Here is an 18113-nt window from a genome sequence, read left to right on the forward strand (position 1 = left end):
TATTGTATTCAATGTGCTTACCACCGTGTTCTATAGTTCAACCCTAAAATCGTAATGGTTGTATCTGTTTTTACATTTAAACCTGCATATGGGTTTAATAAAATATTATTTACCCCAGTTTGGTTCGCTAAGCTACTAGAATTTGCAGGAATTTTATCTCGGCTTTGCAAAAAACCAATGGATAGATCTAAATCAGTATCTGCATCAAAACGATAACCAACACCTAAACCAAACAAGCGTGCATTGTTAATTGGTACCATGGTATTCCGTTTATCATCAGGGATCGCACTAGTGCGTGGCTCATAGCCTGCACGGAGTTTTAAACGATCTGTTGCTGAATATTCAATCCCAATACCGTAGTTCCACGGTGACTCAAAAGCCAAAGGTAGGGCCAAACTACTATCGGAGATATTGGCTGAAAGCAATTTTGCAATTTTGAGCGCCGAAACTTGACGGTCAAATTCAAATTTAAATTTGTCCCATGCTTTATAGTCGGTCCATCCCACATCAACATTGACTTGTAAATCGGGTAAAAGTTTATATTTAATCCCCGCTTGGAAATGTGCCGGATATTCTAAATCCATCGATACCAGCCCCGACTCACTGGCTGGTACAGAACTTGGAAAACCTAAAACTGCAGCCAGAATCTGCCCTGTTGGTGAAGACATCAGCCCCTTAATGAGTTCTTGTGGTGCTTTAGCATTGTCTATGTGATATTTACCTTTCATCCGCATTTTTGCGGCACTTTGGTAGACCACACCAAAACTAAAATCTTCTGTCGGCTCCCACAGCACACCCAAGTTATAACTTGGGCTTAGAGACTGTTCTGCTGACAGTTCGAGTTGACCAAAACGCCCAAAAGGATTCATCCCCTCTTCTGCATTACACATGCCCAGCAAGAGAATATCGGTAATCACATCTGAGTTTTCTTTGAACGGGGTACAAACGACATCATCAATCATCCGCAGCATCCCAATCAACTCATTGGGAAAACGTAGATCATTTTTTAATGCCAAAGCTTGATAAGACATCCCAATTGAACCACCAATGGAAAGTTGATCATTGATTTGGTAGGCCATAGACGGTGATAAATAGGTGATCCGTTCTAGCGCAACTTGTTGACCCATAAAGTTGCCAGGATTGCCATCTTCCGCACCGAACCCTGCAATTAATGGCGCATACATGGCAGTTGCAAATGTCATTTTAGAGCCCGGCGGATTATATGCTATACCCGCAGTCGGGGCAGCCACAGGCATACCTTTACCCAAGTCCACCATTTTCTTCAAACCAGGTACATATAAGCTCGGGTATTCAACATCACCGCGGACGGGCCCTTTAAAGTCGGTACAGATATCGGCATCAACTTCAGGCCCATCATTACAAACAATTGGGTCATCTGAATAGCCAAACACGTTATAACCTGCGGGAACAGAGAACTCACGCTCGATATTAAAATCAGCGAGAATACCTTGCACATCCGTTTGCAAACCTTCAATTTTGGTTAGTGCTGCTGGGTTAAAGTGAATAGCACTAATCCCAGGTGGATCAGCAGTGACCGCATTTCCCATTGCCAAAGAGCGAATATCAACTGATAAGTTTTGTCCTAAAGCAGCAAAGGTAACACTAGAATAGCCCGTTAATAATATGGCAGACACCAAAGGGCTAAGTCGGATATTTTTCATACGACTCCCCCTATTATTTAAGCTTTTTTCCAAAACCAAGAATATCTAACGGGAAAGACAACCCTAATGAAACATCAGGCGCATCTTCTGTTAAACCAAGGCCAACCGTCCCATTCACAATCGTTTCAGGTGAAACACGTACACCTAAAGAAATCGCAAAAGTTGAACTGGTTTGATCTGCTGGAGAGTAGCTTTCCCCTGAACTGTAAGTAAATTCAGCCCCAGTATTGAAACTTTGTTGGTATGACATCGTCATTGAGACATCATAGTTAAAGGAATAGGCAAAACCGAAGGCAAAACCACCACTAATCCCTGGTTCAAACGCGTCAATCACACGACTACCACGGCGCTGATCTAAGCCCGATTCTTTGAAACCATAGTTTGCAGAGACCGATGCAAACAGCACCACGGGATCAATATATTTACGCGTACTTGCCCCAACACCTGCTGAATAATACCCCTTGCCTGTTGCTAAGTCTGAAGTAGCATTAATTTCATAAGGACTATCGCCAGTTTTAGTAGATACGTTACCAAATAAAATTAAAGGCAAACGGCCAGCTTTGAGTGGAAACGGTTCCCAACGTGCACCAAAGGAAATGTCCCCAAGACCCGCTGTAGAGGTGTCTTTTAATAAGTCAGTTTTGGCAACCAAAGGCAATGATGCCGTTAACGTTAAGTTATCTCTTAAACCATATTGTGCCGTAAAAGTATTGGTTAGACTGTGTGTTGCATTTTCTTGTACCCGCAGTTGATAGAGCTGACCTTGTGCCATCTCTAAATCAAGTTGAGTATCTCGGTAATAGGTATAATCGATGTCGTAATAAGATGAAATCTCACCTTGTTTAATCAATGAATACTGACGTTCATTTGAGGTAAAAACTTCTTCTAAGTTGGTCTCTTTAGTTGCATCACCCTCTTGCTGTTGCAACGCAGAAGACGCTGCTTGCTCAACACTTCCAGTGTTTACAGATGCTGGCTTTTCTGGTTGTGCGGGCGCAGTGGTTTGATCCGACCCAACTTGATCTTGTGCTTGCTCAGTAGTTTGTTCTACCTCAACGGTTTCATATCCTCCTAAGCTCGGTTCTTCCGCAGCATAGGCCACCCCAAGAATCATCTGCACACTCACTGCGAGCAGTGTTTTATTCATCCATGTCTTCATCATTGTCCCTTAGCTACACCTTTGTTCTTGTTTTATTTTTTTCACACTTTATTTGTTTTTATAATAAAGCCTGAGAAAATTGTACGTCGGCTGCCCATAGTATTCCGACTCTTTATTTTTATTACGCTCTAGGCGAATTGTAGATGCACGATCGGCTATTTTTTCCATATAGTGTTGCGGATATTGAATATCGACGAGTGCATAGCGATTGACCGTAGCATCATCTACATGTCGTAGATCGGCTTCCTGTAAAGCCAACATATTTTTACGCATTTCAGTCGGAACATTAATTAAAAACAACGTGTTATTTTCCCAAACATCCTTGAAACGTTGTTCATCAAAACTAATATTTCCTAAGGCAGGATCGGCAACATAGACCCGTCCATCTTTATAGCCCTTATACACCACAAAATGTTTAAAACCAGCATAGGAGATTGGAACAATGGCAGGTTGACCTTGCTTGACCAAATCTTCAAATTCCCCCTTGTAGCCTCCACTTTCTAAACCAAGTGCAGTCACAAAGCGTTTCATGTCCAATAAAGAAAAACTACGACGCTCAATAATTCGCTCATATTCGCCATAGCGAAGCAAGCCATCCATGGTTTGTTGTTCTGTAAGTTGAGCACCGACATAGCCATTGATTAAGGTGGTCAGTGCTGCTGAACCACAACTATAGTCATAAGCTTGACGGACAATGCCTCGAAATTGATCTTCTACAGCAGGGTTAATTAGGACAGGTTCATGATGCATTCTGGTAAAAGATGCATTCCGAGAGTCTAAAACTTCAGTATAGTAAACTGCTTCCGCTGGTTTTTTCTTAATATCAAAGGCTTCGGTGGCAAAGTAATACATCATTGCTGAGCCTAATGCGATCTCTAACATAGCTTTTTACTTTTTTTAATAATATAGGCATCCCGCCCATTTTTTGTTTTTAGAGTTAATACTCTATATCCATACATTCAAGAAGATACTGTGTTTTATCTAAAAAAAATAGTCTTTTTTGCATTTTTTATGAATAAATTTTAGAAAAAAAGCGCGTGAATTCACGCGCTTTTTTAAAGGCTAATTTTAGTGACCAGAAATAGTAATCACAGCACCTGGTGTATACACTCCTGCAGCAGGACTAAAGTATGTTTGCATACCTTGAACTTCTACATCACCAATAGATGCAGCATTACGGCTACCCAAATGTACACCTTTAACATAAGTATCGTGCGCGCCACTTGTGCTAATCATACGAATATAGCCCTTATTCGCACCCTCTTCACCAATCACACTAATTTTTTGATTCAGTGTTAAGTCTAGAGAATTTGCATCTGCAACCTTAATGCTTTCAACAAAGATTTCACCTGCAGCACGCGTTGCTGTTTTAGTTGAATTATCTAAAATACCTAAGTTTTTAATTTCTAAACCACCAACCATCGTCGCATTTAATTGGATCATTGCGCCTTGCGGTGCAGCACCTAGTTGGATGTTTGCAGACATTGGACCTGTTTTCAGTGATAAACCACTTAAAATCGGATTCACCGTACCTGTACCACCACGACGGATAGAGGTTGCTCCTGTTGTAGGAACATCAGCCGAAGCAACTACACCAATTTGACCAATTTTAATATCTAAACCTGAAACTTGAGCTGCAATGTTAATAAATGCATTACCACCGTTTGCATCTGTGTCAATTTGCAAATCAGCTAAGTTACGAGATGGAAGTAAATATGCTCCTGCATTATCATAGTTCGCACCAATAACAATACCGTGATTTTCCAGCGTATCACCCGCTATACCATTACCTTGGATAACGATAGCACCAGCAGTTGAAGTACCACCTAGAGATGTAGTCGCTAAACCATCATTATCATGAACAAAAACCTTACCAATTTCGATTTTAGAAATACCGATACCGATATTTAGACCATCTTGACCTGTAGCGGCACTGAGCGAAGCGTCATCCATTGCTTGCATTGCCATCGCATTTGCACTGATTGCCATTGAAGAAACTAAAGCAAGTTTAGTAATAATTTTCATCTTGTTCCTCTCCTAAGAGCTTTATTTTTGTGATACCAATCACTCGATGTTAACTACTGCTTTTTTTATTTTGACCCAGTATTAACATCTATCCTTGAGTGACTTCATTGCCTGAACTAAGTTATATGCGAGTGATTTTTTGATCAACTGCTGTTGGTCGCAATCCATAGCTTACCGATAAACGGTATTTCCTCTATGCGTACACGTACAATGAGGTAAAATAGCCTGAATTTTTTAATCCTATTTGCGTCAGCATGACTCTAAGCCAATCATTTAAAAAGATAATTTGTGATTCAAGCCTCTCTGTATCTCATATACTACAGGCATTGAATGAGCTCACACAGTTAGTCTATTTACAAAATGTCGATGCACCTGTCATTGCTTTTTTACCCGAGCGTTATCAAGTTTTTCAAAAAAACCAGCACTTTTTCTTTCAACGCACTCAGGATTTTTGTTACATCCACGATGATAAAGAAATAGACATTTCCAGTAATATTCAGCCAAGCTCAGAACAAAAAGAAGCATCTTTTAGTGGCGGACTTATTGGGTTCATCAGTTATGATTATGCCGCTCAGCAGCACGTTCAAGTTCAAATTAAGTCACAGCCAAGCCTATTTTTAGGTTTATACAGTAGTTATCTACAATGGACTGATGCAGGCTGGCTATTTTGCAGTAGCGACTCACAAGCCGAACGCATTTATCGCAAAATTGAATCGTATTTATTCCAGCCATCGGCCTTAAGCCATCCACTCCAACTCGCATCGATCTGCCAAGCACGCTGGACTAAAACCGAATACAAACAAGCCTTTCAGCAAGTACAGGAATACATCAAAGCTGGGGATTGCTATCAAATCAATCTGACACAAGAGTTCACAGCCAAGGCACATGGTCGACTCCTAAGTGCAGTCGAAGCATTTTGGCAATTGACCGATGCACCTTACTCGGGGTATCTCCGTATCGATGATTTTGAACTCTTAAGTTGTTCACCCGAGTTGTTTATTGATTTTCAAGCTCATCGAAAAATCATTACCAAGCCGATTAAAGGCACCATGCCGCGCTTTGCAGATCCAGTCTTAGATGAACAATCTAAACAACGCTTAATGGCTTCGGAAAAAGACCAAGCTGAAAATGTGATGATTGTCGATCTACTGCGTAATGACTTGAGTGTTTATGCAGAAACAGGCTCCGTCAAAACACCTAAACTGTTTAATATTGAAAGCTTTAATCAAGTCCATCATATGGTCAGCGAAGTCGAAGCAACACTTAAAGCAGAAGTTCATCCCTTTCATGTGCTGCTCTCTGCGCTACCTGGCGGGTCTATTACAGGTGCACCTAAAATTCGAGCGATGCAGATTATTGAAGAACTCGAAGGTGCACCACGTGGAGCCTACTGTGGCTCAATGGGTTATTTTAATTTCGATGGCACTGGTTCTTGGAACATTCTGATTCGTTCCATTCAAAAATTCCAAGATGAGGTTTCACTTTGGGCTGGCGGTGGAATTACCATTGCATCAGAGTGTGAAGCTGAATACCAAGAATGTTTTGACAAGGTCTCAGCACTGCTTAATTTACTCAATACTTTTGTGCAAACGGACGCTGAATAGCAACCAAAATAAAAAAGTGAACCTTCACATCAATGAAGGTTCACTTTTCAAAGATCAAAACTGTTGAAAGTTTATTTTAAAATATCATTTTTCAATGTATCGACTAAACGTTGATTTTGTTCATCAGTTCCAACTGTGATACGTAAAAACTGGTTAATACGCGGTTTATTGAAATAACGCACAATAATGCCTTGTTCACGTAATTCAGCCGCTAATTCACCTGCATCTTTGCTAGGCAATGATGCAAAGATAAAGTTGGCACTCGATGGCAAAACGTTAAAGCCCAGTGCGGTCAATTGTTCAACCAAATGTTCACGGCTTTGAATCACTTTTTGATTTTGCGCTTCGAAATAAGCTTGATCTTCAAATGAAGCGACCGCAGCGGCTATCGCAAAACGGTCCATCGGATAAGAGTTAAAACTATTCTTCACCGCTTCAAGTGCCGCAATCAAATGCGGTTGAGCAATCGCAAAACCAACACGTAAACCCGCCAGTGAGCGAGACTTAGACGTGGTTTGGCACACCACCAAGTTCTCGTATTTTTCCACCAAACTGACTGCCGATTCAGCACCAAAGTCCACATAAGCTTCATCAATCACCACCACTGAATTTGGATTGGCTTGAAGTACTTCCTCAATTGCTGCCAAACCAATATCTATACTAGTTGGCGCATTTGGATTGGTGATAATTATGCCGCCATTGGCTTGTTTATAGTCATCCACCACAATTTCAAAGTCATCATTGAGTGGTAAAATTTTGGTTTTGACCCCAAAGAATTGGCTATAAACAGGATAGAAGCTATAGGTAATATCAGGGTAAAGTAAAGGCAGCTTTTGCACAAAAAAAGCTTTAAAAATATGCGCTAAGACCTCATCTGAACCATTGCCAACAAAGACATTTTCAACAGCAACATTTTGTTGTTTCGCAATCGCCTGCTTTAACGCAGAAGCATCTGGATCTGGATATAAACGCAGTACATCTGCTGAGTTTGCCAAGACTGCTTGAACAGCTTCCACCACTTTTGGTGAGGGTGGATATGGGTTTTCGTTGGTATTGAGCTTCAATAAATTTTGAATTTTCGGTTGTTCGCCTGGCACATACGGTTCTAATGCACGTACTTCAGGACTCCAAAAACGCATTTGTTCTGTAGTAATGTTAAACATTGTCTATCTCATTTATGCACTCAACTTACTTTTATATAAGCCCTCTCCTTCTAGGAGAGGGTTTGGGAGAGGTTTATGATGTCCCAAACTGAATTCAATATTTTCCCCTCTCCTAACCTCTCCCATAGGGAGAGGAACATTCATTTCTGAACAAATGAGGGATCTAAATTTATATTATTGATAACGATAACGTGCCGAACGCGCATGGGCATCTAAGTTTTCTTGTTGCGCTAAGATATCCGCGGTTTTCGCCAAAGTTTTCACACCTTGCTCAGAGCACATAATCAAACTTGAACGCTTTTGGAAATCATATACACCCAGCGGTGAGGAAAAGCGTGCTGTACCTGAAGTTGGCAAAACGTGGTTGGGCCCTGCACAATAGTCACCAATCGCTTCTGGGGTATAACGCCCCATGAAGATTGCGCCTGCATGACGAATATCTTCAGCCATTTCCTGTGCTTCATCTAGGCAAAGCTCTAAATGCTCAGGCGCGACTTGATTAATCAGTTCAACTGCTTCAGCGCGGTCTTTCACAAGCACTAACGCGCCACGATTCGCTATTGAAGTACGCGCAATCTCCGCCTTAGGTAAAGCTTGTAAATGCGCTTCAATAGCCAGTTCTACTTCATTTAACAACTGCTCATCTGGTGTAATAAACACTGCTTGTGCCACAGTATCGTGTTCAGCTTGGGACAATAAATCCATTGCCAGCCACTGCGCATTATTCGCGCCTTCGGCATAAACTAAAATTTCAGACGGCCCTGCAATCATGTCGATACCGACTTGTCCGAATACTGCACGTTTCGCAGCCGCGACAAAACGGTTGCCCGGCCCTGTAATCTTATCTACCGCTGGAATCGTTTCTGTACCATAGGCTAAAGCCGCAACCGCTTGTGCCCCACCAATGGTAAAGACACGGCTGACACCAGCCAAATAAGCGGCTGCTAATACCAAAGGATTCAACTCACCATTCGGTGCAGGCACGACCATAATAATTTCAGGTACACCCGCCACATGCGCAGGTACAGCATTCATCAGTACAGAAGACGGATAAGATGCCAAACCACCAGGTACATAAATACCAACGCGATCTAAAGGCGTTACTTTTTGCCCAAGTGTGTTCCCCAAGGCATCCACATAGATCCAGCCTTCTTGTTTTTGCGCTTGGTGAAACTCACGAATGCGGTTTGCAGCAAGCTCTAACGCCTCGCGGACTTCGGTACTCAAACCCTCAAAAGCGGTTTTTAATTGTTCTTGAGTCAGTTCTAAATCGGAGAATTGATGCGCGGGATGTCGATCGAACTGTTGAGTGAGTTTAAGAACATGAGCATTACCATGCTGACGAACATCAGCGATGATTTGATCTACGGTTTTTAAAAGTTCTGGGTCACTCACGGTTTCAAAAGCCAACAAATCAGCAAAGACTTGTTTAAAGTTCTGATCTTGAGTCGATAAACGTCGCATCAATTTATCCACAATGAAAATAAAGGGAAGCTTTAGTTTACCTTGTTTCCTGTATTTTGTGGGCAACAATCCTCCAGCTAAACACGGAGTGTAATGAAAAATTACTTTTAACTTCATCGGGAAATGAATCTGATTCAATATTTTTAAACTAGAATTACCAAACATGACTAAAAACAGGCAAAACGAGATGACCCTCACGGACATAGCCACCTACTTTTCAACGGGACAATTTAGCCGAATCCAACAGTATTTTTCAGAAACCATTACATGGGAAATTGTGGGTGAACAACGGCTTTCAGGTTTTGATCAAGTGCTGAAGCATTGCCAGTCTATCGAACATTATTTTTCGACCGTCGCACATGAGTTCCATATTCAAGCAATTCATCAAACGGGTCATCATGTGATTGTTCAAGGTGAAGCGCAATTTCATGACACCCAGCAGACATCGCGAATTTCTGCTTGTGATGTCTATAATTTTAACAATTTGAATCAACTGGCCCAAATTCAATCCTATTGTATTTCAATCCAATAAAAATATTAAAAAATGAGCAGGTACAAAAAAACCGCCATCATCGATAGCGGTTTCTTTTAAAAAAAAAGATCAACTTATTTGTTTTTTAACGCTTCACGTTCAGCGACTGCTGTTTCTAACTGTGCAAGAATTGGGTTTAACAATGCTTGCTTACGTTTGAAACTTGCCTTGTTCACGATCAGACGTGAAGACACTTTACAAATTTCTTCCAAAGGTTCTAAACCATTGGCACGTAAAGTATTCCCAGTATCGACCACGTCAACAATGTAATCGCCCAAACCCACCAACGGTGCAAGCTCCATTGAACCGTACAACTTAATCACATCGACTTGCTCACCTAAGCTTGCATAGTACTGACGGGTTAAGTTTACGTATTTTGTGGCAATTTTTAAACGCCCTTTGGGACGCTCCATGCCAACTTTGCCCGCGGTCATCAGTTTACATACTGCGATTTTTAGATCGAGTGGTTCATAAACGTTTTGCGCGCCATGTTCCATAAGCACGTCTTTGCCCGCAACACCGATATCAGCCGCACCATTTTCCACATAGGTAGGTACATCAGAAGCACGTAAAATTAAAATACGGACTTGTTTATGGGTGGTTGGGAAAATTAACTTTCGTGACTTATCAGGATCTTCCAGTAAGTTAATTCCAGCCGTTTCAAGTAAAGGCAGGGTTTCTTTTAAAATACGACCTTTACTCAATGCCAATGTTAAACCATGATCAAAATTGCCCATTACGTCAAAATTTGGATCATCGTTTCTCATATCGCTCATGAACTTACTCGCTTAATTTGGGCGCCTATACCTTGTAATTTCGCTTCGACATCTTCATAACCGCGGTCAATATGATAGATACGATCAATCAGCGTCTCACCATCCGCAGCAAGTGCAGCTAACACCAGTGAGAAAGAAGCACGTAAATCTGTTGCCATCACAGGTGCTGCAGAAAGTTTCTCTACACCCGTCACGACAGCATCATTACCTTCGACCTGAATATTGGCACCCATACGTGACAATTCAGGTACGTGCATAAAACGGTTTTCAAAAATCGTTTCAGAAATAGTAGCAAAACCACGACCAATGGCATTAACCGCCATAATCTGTGCTTGCATATCAGTTGGAAAGTCTGGATGTGGAAGCGTTTGGAAACTCACTGCTTTCGGGCGTTTACCCATCATATCAAGCTCGATCCAATCATCACCACGGGTCACTTCCGCGCCCATTTCTTCAAACTTTTCTAAGACCGATTCCATCAAAGTTGGATCAGTATGTGTAGTTTTTACACGACCACCGGTAATGGCCGCAGCAGCCAAATACGAACCCGTTTCAATACGGTCAGCAACCACAGCATATTCACAGCCATGTAGTTTTTCAACACCTGTGACCACTAAGGTATCTGTGTCTAATCCTTCAATTTTTGCACCCATCGCGATCAACATTTTCGCAAGGTCCGTAATTTCAGGTTCACGTGCCGCATTACGAATCGTAGTCACGCCTTCTGCCAATGCCGCAGCCATTAAGATATTTTCGGTACCACCCACGGTCACCATATCAAAAACGACTTCACCACCTTTCAGACGGCCATCGACTTTAGCGTGTACATAACCCGCTTCAACTTCAATCTCTGCACCTAAAGCTTCTAAAGCTTTTAAATGTTGATCGACTGGGCGCGAGCCAATCGCACATCCACCCGGCAAAGACACTTTTGCACTACCATAGCGCGCCACCAATGGGCCTAGCACTAAAATAGATGCACGCATAGTTTTCACCAGCTCATACGGTGCAAACTGATTGTTCAGTGTTGAGGTATCCGCAGTAACCGTGTCGCCTTCGTAGGTCATGGTAATGCCTAGACCACCAATCAACTGCACCAAGGTATTTACATCTTTTAAATGCGGTACGTTGGTGAGCTTGGTTGGGGTTTCAGGCAAAATCATTGCTGCAAGCAACGGCAAGGCAGCATTTTTAGCACCCGAAATACGAACTTCGCCTTCGAGCTTAGTGCCACCTTGAATTAAAAATTTATCCATCTAATTTTAAGCTCCGAATAAGCTTGCTTTACGCCATTCTTCTTTAGTCATTGCACGAATAGTCACCGCATGCACTTCGCCACTTGCGATATAAGAATTTAATGGTGCATAAACAGCTTGCTGACGTGCAACAGGGCGTTTGCCTTCGAATTGGTCGTCGACAATACGTAAGTCAAACTTTCCGCCTTGCCCACTAACTGCAACTTCAGCTTCAGGAAAAGCAGCTTTTAAAATTTCAGTGAGCTGTTCACTATTCATCACAAAGACCTCTTATAGGACCAACGGTGTAAAAACCTGCCATTTTACTATAAATCTGAAAAATAAATCATAAACCCACACACTTTATATATAAAAAAAAGAGGTTTTAAAAAACCTCTTTTTGCATAAAAATCAAACTAAATGGCAATCGGTTGGTAAACCTGCTGCATTTTACGGTGCTTATCGAGCTGTCTTTTTAGTTTTTCTGATAATTTTTTAATCGACGTATACATATCATCTGCTGAAGCCTGAGCAAAAAATTCAATGCCTGGTAAACGGATAATTGCTTCTGCAATATGATTGCTACTGCCTTTTTTAGTATGTTTATCGACCTGATGATCCTTGGTTAATTTCACCTGCATACTGTTCACCTGATCAATATGCTTGGTCATTTCTGCAAATTTGCAGCGAATGGTATCTTCAATAGCTGGGGTAATGCTCAAATGATGTCCACGAATTGTTATTTGCATATATCTATCCCTCACCTTCATTAGGATTAATGAGGAAAAGCCAAGACGATTTAATGACTGCAAAATAACCAGCACGCATAGAAACATCAAATCATTTTAGCCATTCCTTAAAGAAAAAAGAGGTTCATTATGTTGTCATAATGAACCTCTAGAATAGTCAGATTTTAAATTTTAGATCAAGACTTTTCGTTCAGAAGATGACGGAATATGTAACGATTCGCGATACTTTGCCACTGTCCGACGCGCTACATCAATTCCATCGTCCTTTAACAGATTGGCAATTGCGTTATCAGACAAAGGCTTACGTGCATTCTCTTCAGCAATCAATTTTTTAATCTTGGCGCGAATTGCAGTTGAAGATGCCTCACCGCCTGACGTTGTACCCACATGGCTTGAAAAGAAATATTTCAACTCGAACAAGCCGCGTGGCGTCAGCATATATTTGTTGGTGGTCACCCGAGAAACGGTCGACTCATGCAATTCAACTTCTTCTGCAATATCCCGAAGTACCAAAGGCTTCATCCCTTCAGCACCAATTTCTAAAAAGGCACGCTGATGTTCAATGATACACGTCGCCACTTTCAGTAAAGTTTTATGGCGTTCATCGACACTTTTAATAAAGTTTTTCGCATCCAACATTTGATTACGTAAGTATTGATTATCTTCACTTTGATCAGCACGCTTAATCATATTGGCATAAAACGAGTTCACACGAAGTTTTGGCATCACATCAGGATTTAAAGCCACTTGCCATTGTTCGTTTTTCTTCATTACGACGACATCAGGAATTTGATAATCTGAGTCTTTATCTTCAAACTCAAGCCCTGGATGCGCTTTTAGGGTTTTCAATAAATCAACCGCGCACTTGAGCTGCTCTTGATTTAAACCCGTTTGTTTAATCAGTTTCGCTAGTTCATTGCTGATCAATAGTTCATAGTTTTTCAGCAGATTCATGGCATCATTTCGACACGCGGTCTGCATCGGCAAGGCTTCCAACTGTACCATTAAGCACTCTGCAAGATTCCGCGCCCCAACGCCAAGTGGGTCTAAACGCTGAATATGCTTGAGCACCACAACCACTTCGTCATCTTCGACTTCGTCGTCATAGTCCATGCTGGTTAAAAGATGTTGAACTGAAGTCGTTATTTCTGAAATATCACTGTCTAAAAAACCTTTATCGTCCAACGAGTCAATAATGCAATAAGCAATCAACATATCTACTTGCGAAAAATGCAACAGATTGATTTGCTCCAACATATGCTCTTTTAAGCCCAAATGACCTTGGCGATTATCTTCTCGCTCTTCAAATTCTGCCGCGCCCAAACTGGTTGGTTGATGCGTATAGACATCATCCCAGTCGGTATCGACGGGTAAATCATCGGGTAAATGGTCGGCGTTGAGTTCGTTGGTCAAATCTTTCTTATCCTGTTCTTGCTCTTGCACACTGGATAAGCTTTCGATAGATGACTGTTCTTCTACTTTTTCTAAGAGTGGATTGCTGTCGAGTTGAATCTGAATTTCTTGTTCAAGTTCAAGGCTCGACAATTGAAGCAATCGAATAGCTTGTTGTAATTGGGGGGTTAACGACAAAGAGTTCGAAACTTTCAATCCAACCGATAACTTCATAAAACCCTACTCATCAATACAACTATTTTTAAAGCACGCTTTATAAGCAATTTTTGTGCCGTTTTATTTTTTATAGCATAGAAAATTCAAAAAACCTACATTTTTTGAGCAGATTGTTTTTCATTTCCTATCCAGTTTCGAACTTTATGAATGTCTTAATGCATATCAATTATTGAAAAGGATCATTAATACCTTCACACAGTCCCAGAATTACACGAAAGATTGCTTCAGCTACTTTCACTTACTTACAAGAGTCTGTTAAATCAAAACATCAGGATTATTCTGCTTTGTTAGGCTAAAGCATAGACATTTTTTAGGTGATTTACATGACTCAAAAAGTATTGTTCATAACCTCAAATGTAGCTGTAGAGCATGATGAGCTAATTCAGCCTCTCCATTTTCTACAGTCCAAAGGCATAGAATGTATTCATGCCGCGATTGAAGCTCAAGATGTTCGAACTGTCAAAATGGACTCGGAATCGGCAGCAAGCTATCCTCCAGACGTCGATTTGGATCATGTTCATTATGAAGACTACGACTTGCTGATTATCCCCGGCGGTGCAGTTAATGTAGATCTATTACGCCACCATCCTAAAGCGCTCGAAATTATCCAAAGTTTTAGCAACCAAGCCAAACCAATAGCTGTGATTAGTCATGCGCCTTGGGTTTTGATTAATGCTGAGCGGATTCAAGCTAAACATCTGACTTCGCATCAAAGTATACGACTCGATCTGGAAAATGCAGGTGCTGTATGGGTCGATGAAGCCGTTCACAAATGTAAAGTAGGTGGCTGGACGCTCATCAGCTTACGTAGTCCAGAGGATCTTCCCGCTTTTAATCAAGCGATATTGAAAGAAATTGAATCCAATTCGTCCATTTAAGATGCCATAAAATAAAAAGAGCCTGATATTGAGCAGGCTCTTTTATTCATTATAAAAGTTACAGACTTTTTAAATATTCAATAATTTCTACTTGTTCTGCCATTTCAGCCAGTTGAAGCGCTGTGTATTCACCTTTGTAGTGGACATTCGCACCGTTTTCAACCAGTAGTTTCACTACATCTAGATAGCCATTTTCAGCCGCCGCTTGAAGTGCGCTATAGCCTTCATCATCTGTCGAGTTCACATCTACACCATTGGCGAGACTTTTTTCTACTTCAGCGAGTTCACCTAAAGATGCCCAATACACCAGTTCAGGTAAATGCAGTTCATCATCGTTTTCAGGAATTGGGGAGAATGAGTTGAGTTTCATATATTTTATTCCAAAGCTTTGGATTTATTAAATGCATAAAGTACTCTGTGGTCAACAAATATTAAAGCTCTCCATTTTTTTCAATATTATTTTTCACAATATTAAATGCATCTTTAAAGTTCTTATCATACTTACCATGATGCCGATAACGATATCTTTGGTTATAAATATCAGTAAAATCATCATGCCAATGTTCAAATTTACCCTTACGTGCCATTAACGCAACTTTCGGATGAATTTCCCCTTTATACAACTTTTTAAAGTTTTGATCTGAAACAATCACACCTTTAGTTATATATTTACGTACTAAAATTAACTCCATCACTAATTTCCTAAATGCTACCAGCTCACAACTTCCACCAAATCCAACCTGTTCACTAAAATGGATATAGCTATTCAGAACAATAAAATGATGCTCTCTAACTTCTAATAGAATACAAGTTTCACCACGCAAACTTTGGGATCTTACAAAATAAATAATAAATGGTTTTATTTGATCAATGCGTTCTAAGCAATCGTAAATACTTCTATAAATTTGTTGATCGCACTTAAACGGATGTCCTTTTCCTTCTGTTAACCACTCATAATTAATTGCAAATGTTTGGGAAAAAATTTCTAAAAATTCTAACTCTGGTTCTTCAATATTTATAAAGTACTTCTCTAAATCACCTACTTTTTTTAATTCTAAAATTTTACTAAACTGAGCTACAGTAAATTTTTCATCTCGTCCTTCATTCATTAATGACAAAACTAAATTTAAGCGATCAGCGATTTTATCTACATCAGTCCTGTTCATCTTAAACTTGAGTTTTTTCTTTAAAAGGTCACTCAGAAAATTTGTTAAAAGTCCCAACCCAATCGTTTCAAAAAAACTCATTTTTTAAATTTCTTTTAATTTATTAAGATTAAAAGAATATAACAAAAAGCCCCCACAATTTGGAGGCTTTCAATTAAATGACTCTTAAGCTTTCGAAATCGCAGGCTGACTTGCACCAATCTTTTCAGATTCATCCTCATGCATAATCAGTGCAACCGCAATAGCAGTAATCAACACAGGTAAACCCACTGCAATAAAATTAAAGTGAGCAGGTAAATTCATACCTAACAAACTTCCGATTAAAATTGGTCCAATGATTGCCCCCATACGACCAATCGCAGACGACCACCCAATCCCAGTTGAACGAACAGCAAGCGGATAGTACTGAGCGACATAGCTATAAAGCAGCATTTGCGAACCAATGGATGCAGCACCCGCCAAGAATACTAAAATATATAAAAGGAATTGATTCGATTGGAAGCCCATCAAGCTCATTACAACAGCACCCATCATGCCCAAGCACATCAGCACAGGTTTCAAATGGAAGCGATCAGCCAAGATCCCTCCACCCACAATACCAATCACAGCACCAATGTTCATCACCATCATAAACATCAAGCTATTATCCATTGAGTAGCCTGCTGCCATCATTAACTTCGGCAACCAACTGCTTAAAGCATACATTGTCAGTAAGCAGGTGAAGAACGCCACCCAAAACAATAAGGTATTTACCGCACGCCCACGTTTAAATAAGCTCACAACATTTGCAGACTCTGGCACATCAAGCTGATGCAACTCAAAAGTTGTATCTTCTTTTACCGTTACTGTTGGTGCTAAACGACGAACAATTTTACGTGCTTCCACTTGACGGTTTTGTTGCACAATAAAAGTCAAAGACTCGGGCAAAAACTTCCAAATAACTGGTAACAACAACAAAGGAATACCCGCAATAAAGAACATAATTTGCCAACCAAAACTTGGAGTAAACCACGCACCTAGTAATGCAGCCATTACACCACCCACAGCATAACCACTAAACATTGTGGTTACTAAGGTACTACGCATTTTTTGTGGTGCATACTCAGATGTCAGCGCAACAAGGTTTGGCATTACTCCACCAATTCCTAGTCCCGCAAGGAAACGGAGAATTGCAAATTCCGTTGGGTTTGATGCAAAACCACCTGCACAGGTAAGCCCGCTAAAAAGTACAATACAGATCATAATGACTTTTTTACGACCAATTTTATCCGCCAAAGAGCCAAATATCATTGCACCAAACATCATGCCTGCTAAAGCAGTACTTGCAAGCATACCCGCCTGTACAGCACTTAAGCCCCAGTCTTCCATTAATAATGGCAATACCACACCATTAATTGCCAAATCATAACCATCAAATAAAATAATTAGCAGACACCAAGCAACAACTTGAAAATGGAAACCCGAAAATTTTGCACGATCAATAATATCATTCACATTAACTGCTTTAGCTGACATTATTCACCTCCTATGAGCTATTGTTTCATTGCACTTTAACTAGCGCCCTTCAGTTTTTATAATGTGCTAATTCAGCCCAAACAGAAGTCATTCACCAAAGTAATTTGGTGTTATATTCACACAATTTATAGTGATATAAAAATTCAACATTAGTCTAAATAAGTGATTTAATTCGCATTAAAAATAAATAAAACCAACCATTAACACTTGTCTTTCTGATATGAAATAAAATAATAATTAACAATAAAGGCCTAATTTAAATTAGATAAAAATATAGTATTTAGTTGATAGTAAAAATTAACTGATAGTAAAAAAGAAAAATAAGTATAGAAAGGTTCATTTAAATAATAATTATGACTATTTAGGATGTTTTATTTAATTACGATAAATCTCAATTAGACGATTGATTCGTATATTATTTTAATATTTTCCGCATAAAAAAATCCCCCTATCTCATTTGAGTTAGGGGGATTTGAATTAATGAGCTGGCGATGACTTACTCTCACATGGATAACTCCACACTACCATCAGCGCTA

17 protein-coding genes are annotated in these 18113 nt (G+C 40.2%); 3 read left to right on the forward strand and 14 right to left on the reverse strand.

Annotated features, from left to right (window positions below):
- Positions 1-17: 17 nt before the first annotated feature.
- The 4 genes from KVY11_RS15835 to KVY11_RS15850 all read right to left on the reverse strand — a co-directional run bounded on the left by KVY11_RS15835 (position 18) and on the right by KVY11_RS15850 (position 4866).
- Positions 18-1682: an OmpP1/FadL family transporter gene (locus tag KVY11_RS15835; RefSeq protein WP_004984191.1), complete on the reverse strand. Its 1665-nt coding sequence runs from the start codon at positions 1680-1682 to the stop codon at positions 18-20.
- Positions 1683-1695: 13 nt separating this feature from the next.
- Positions 1696-2829 carry a hypothetical protein gene (locus KVY11_RS15840; protein WP_371316000.1) on the reverse strand — a complete coding sequence of 378 codons (1134 nt, stop codon included), beginning with the start codon at positions 2827-2829 and terminating at the stop codon, positions 1696-1698.
- Between the two features lie 60 nt (positions 2830-2889).
- Entirely contained in the window at positions 2890-3723 is an 834-nt protein-coding gene (locus KVY11_RS15845; protein ID WP_004695004.1) for a C39 family peptidase, read from the reverse strand.
- Positions 3724-3909: 186 nt separating this feature from the next.
- Positions 3910-4866 carry a DUF6160 family protein gene (locus KVY11_RS15850; protein WP_168159413.1) on the reverse strand — a complete coding sequence of 319 codons (957 nt, stop codon included), beginning with the start codon at positions 4864-4866 and terminating at the stop codon, positions 3910-3912.
- A gap of 254 nt (positions 4867-5120) precedes the next feature.
- Here KVY11_RS15850 and pabB point away from each other — a divergent pair, with 254 nt between their 5' ends.
- Positions 5121-6470: an aminodeoxychorismate synthase component I gene (pabB, locus tag KVY11_RS15855; protein ID WP_218289484.1), complete on the forward strand. Its 1350-nt coding sequence runs from the start codon at positions 5121-5123 to the stop codon at positions 6468-6470.
- Positions 6471-6541: 71 nt separating this feature from the next.
- Here the strand turns inward: pabB and hisC are convergent, their stop codons facing one another.
- Positions 6542-7633 (reverse strand): histidinol-phosphate transaminase, encoded by a 1092-nt coding sequence (gene hisC, locus KVY11_RS15860; RefSeq protein ID WP_218289485.1) that lies wholly within the window; start codon positions 7631-7633, stop codon positions 6542-6544.
- 174 nt (positions 7634-7807) lie between these two features.
- Positions 7808-9109 carry a histidinol dehydrogenase gene (hisD, locus tag KVY11_RS15865; protein WP_218289492.1) on the reverse strand — a complete coding sequence of 434 codons (1302 nt, stop codon included), beginning with the start codon at positions 9107-9109 and terminating at the stop codon, positions 7808-7810.
- Between the two features lie 175 nt (positions 9110-9284).
- On the opposite strand from hisD, the gene KVY11_RS15870 reads away from it, so the two are divergent.
- Positions 9285-9629 carry a nuclear transport factor 2 family protein gene (locus KVY11_RS15870; RefSeq protein ID WP_218289486.1) on the forward strand — a complete coding sequence of 115 codons (345 nt, stop codon included), beginning with the start codon at positions 9285-9287 and terminating at the stop codon, positions 9627-9629.
- Positions 9630-9703: 74 nt separating this feature from the next.
- Here KVY11_RS15870 and hisG read toward each other — a convergent pair whose 3' ends face one another.
- The 5 genes from hisG to KVY11_RS15895 all read right to left on the reverse strand — a co-directional run bounded on the left by hisG (position 9704) and on the right by KVY11_RS15895 (position 14015).
- Positions 9704-10405, reverse strand: coding sequence for an ATP phosphoribosyltransferase (gene hisG, locus KVY11_RS15875; protein WP_004984172.1), 702 nt, complete (start codon positions 10403-10405; stop codon positions 9704-9706).
- Positions 10402-11661: a UDP-N-acetylglucosamine 1-carboxyvinyltransferase gene (gene murA, locus KVY11_RS15880; RefSeq protein WP_218289487.1), complete on the reverse strand. Its 1260-nt coding sequence runs from the start codon at positions 11659-11661 to the stop codon at positions 10402-10404. The genes hisG and murA overlap by 4 nt, the downstream gene beginning before the upstream one ends.
- A gap of 6 nt (positions 11662-11667) precedes the next feature.
- The gene (gene ibaG, locus KVY11_RS15885) at positions 11668-11919 is read right to left on the reverse strand and encodes a BolA family iron metabolism protein IbaG (protein WP_004695019.1); all 252 of its coding nucleotides are present in this window, start codon (positions 11917-11919) and stop codon (positions 11668-11670) included.
- A 137-nt stretch (positions 11920-12056) separates the two neighbouring features.
- On the reverse strand, positions 12057-12389 hold the full coding sequence (gene hpf, locus KVY11_RS15890; RefSeq protein ID WP_004695021.1) for a ribosome hibernation-promoting factor, HPF/YfiA family: 333 nt from the start codon (positions 12387-12389) through the stop codon (positions 12057-12059).
- A gap of 171 nt (positions 12390-12560) precedes the next feature.
- Positions 12561-14015 (reverse strand): RNA polymerase factor sigma-54, encoded by a 1455-nt coding sequence (locus KVY11_RS15895; RefSeq protein ID WP_005400217.1) that lies wholly within the window; start codon positions 14013-14015, stop codon positions 12561-12563.
- A gap of 326 nt (positions 14016-14341) precedes the next feature.
- Here KVY11_RS15895 and KVY11_RS15900 point away from each other — a divergent pair, with 326 nt between their 5' ends.
- Complete coding sequence (locus KVY11_RS15900) at positions 14342-14896, forward strand: DJ-1/PfpI family protein (RefSeq protein WP_218289488.1); 555 nt, start codon at positions 14342-14344, stop codon at positions 14894-14896.
- A gap of 58 nt (positions 14897-14954) precedes the next feature.
- Here KVY11_RS15900 and KVY11_RS15905 read toward each other — a convergent pair whose 3' ends face one another.
- From KVY11_RS15905 to KVY11_RS15915, 3 genes are all read right to left on the reverse strand, one after another.
- Complete coding sequence (locus KVY11_RS15905) at positions 14955-15266, reverse strand: ankyrin repeat domain-containing protein (protein WP_218289489.1); 312 nt, start codon at positions 15264-15266, stop codon at positions 14955-14957.
- Between the two features lie 61 nt (positions 15267-15327).
- Positions 15328-16143 (reverse strand): hypothetical protein, encoded by an 816-nt coding sequence (locus KVY11_RS15910; protein ID WP_218289490.1) that lies wholly within the window; start codon positions 16141-16143, stop codon positions 15328-15330.
- An 84-nt stretch (positions 16144-16227) separates the two neighbouring features.
- Positions 16228-17577 (reverse strand): aromatic acid/H+ symport family MFS transporter, encoded by a 1350-nt coding sequence (locus KVY11_RS15915; RefSeq protein WP_218289491.1) that lies wholly within the window; start codon positions 17575-17577, stop codon positions 16228-16230.
- Positions 17578-18113 lie beyond the last annotated feature (536 nt).

The organism is Acinetobacter sp. CWB-G5, assembly GCF_019209785.1.
Classification (GTDB): domain Bacteria; phylum Pseudomonadota; class Gammaproteobacteria; order Pseudomonadales; family Moraxellaceae; genus Acinetobacter; species Acinetobacter johnsonii.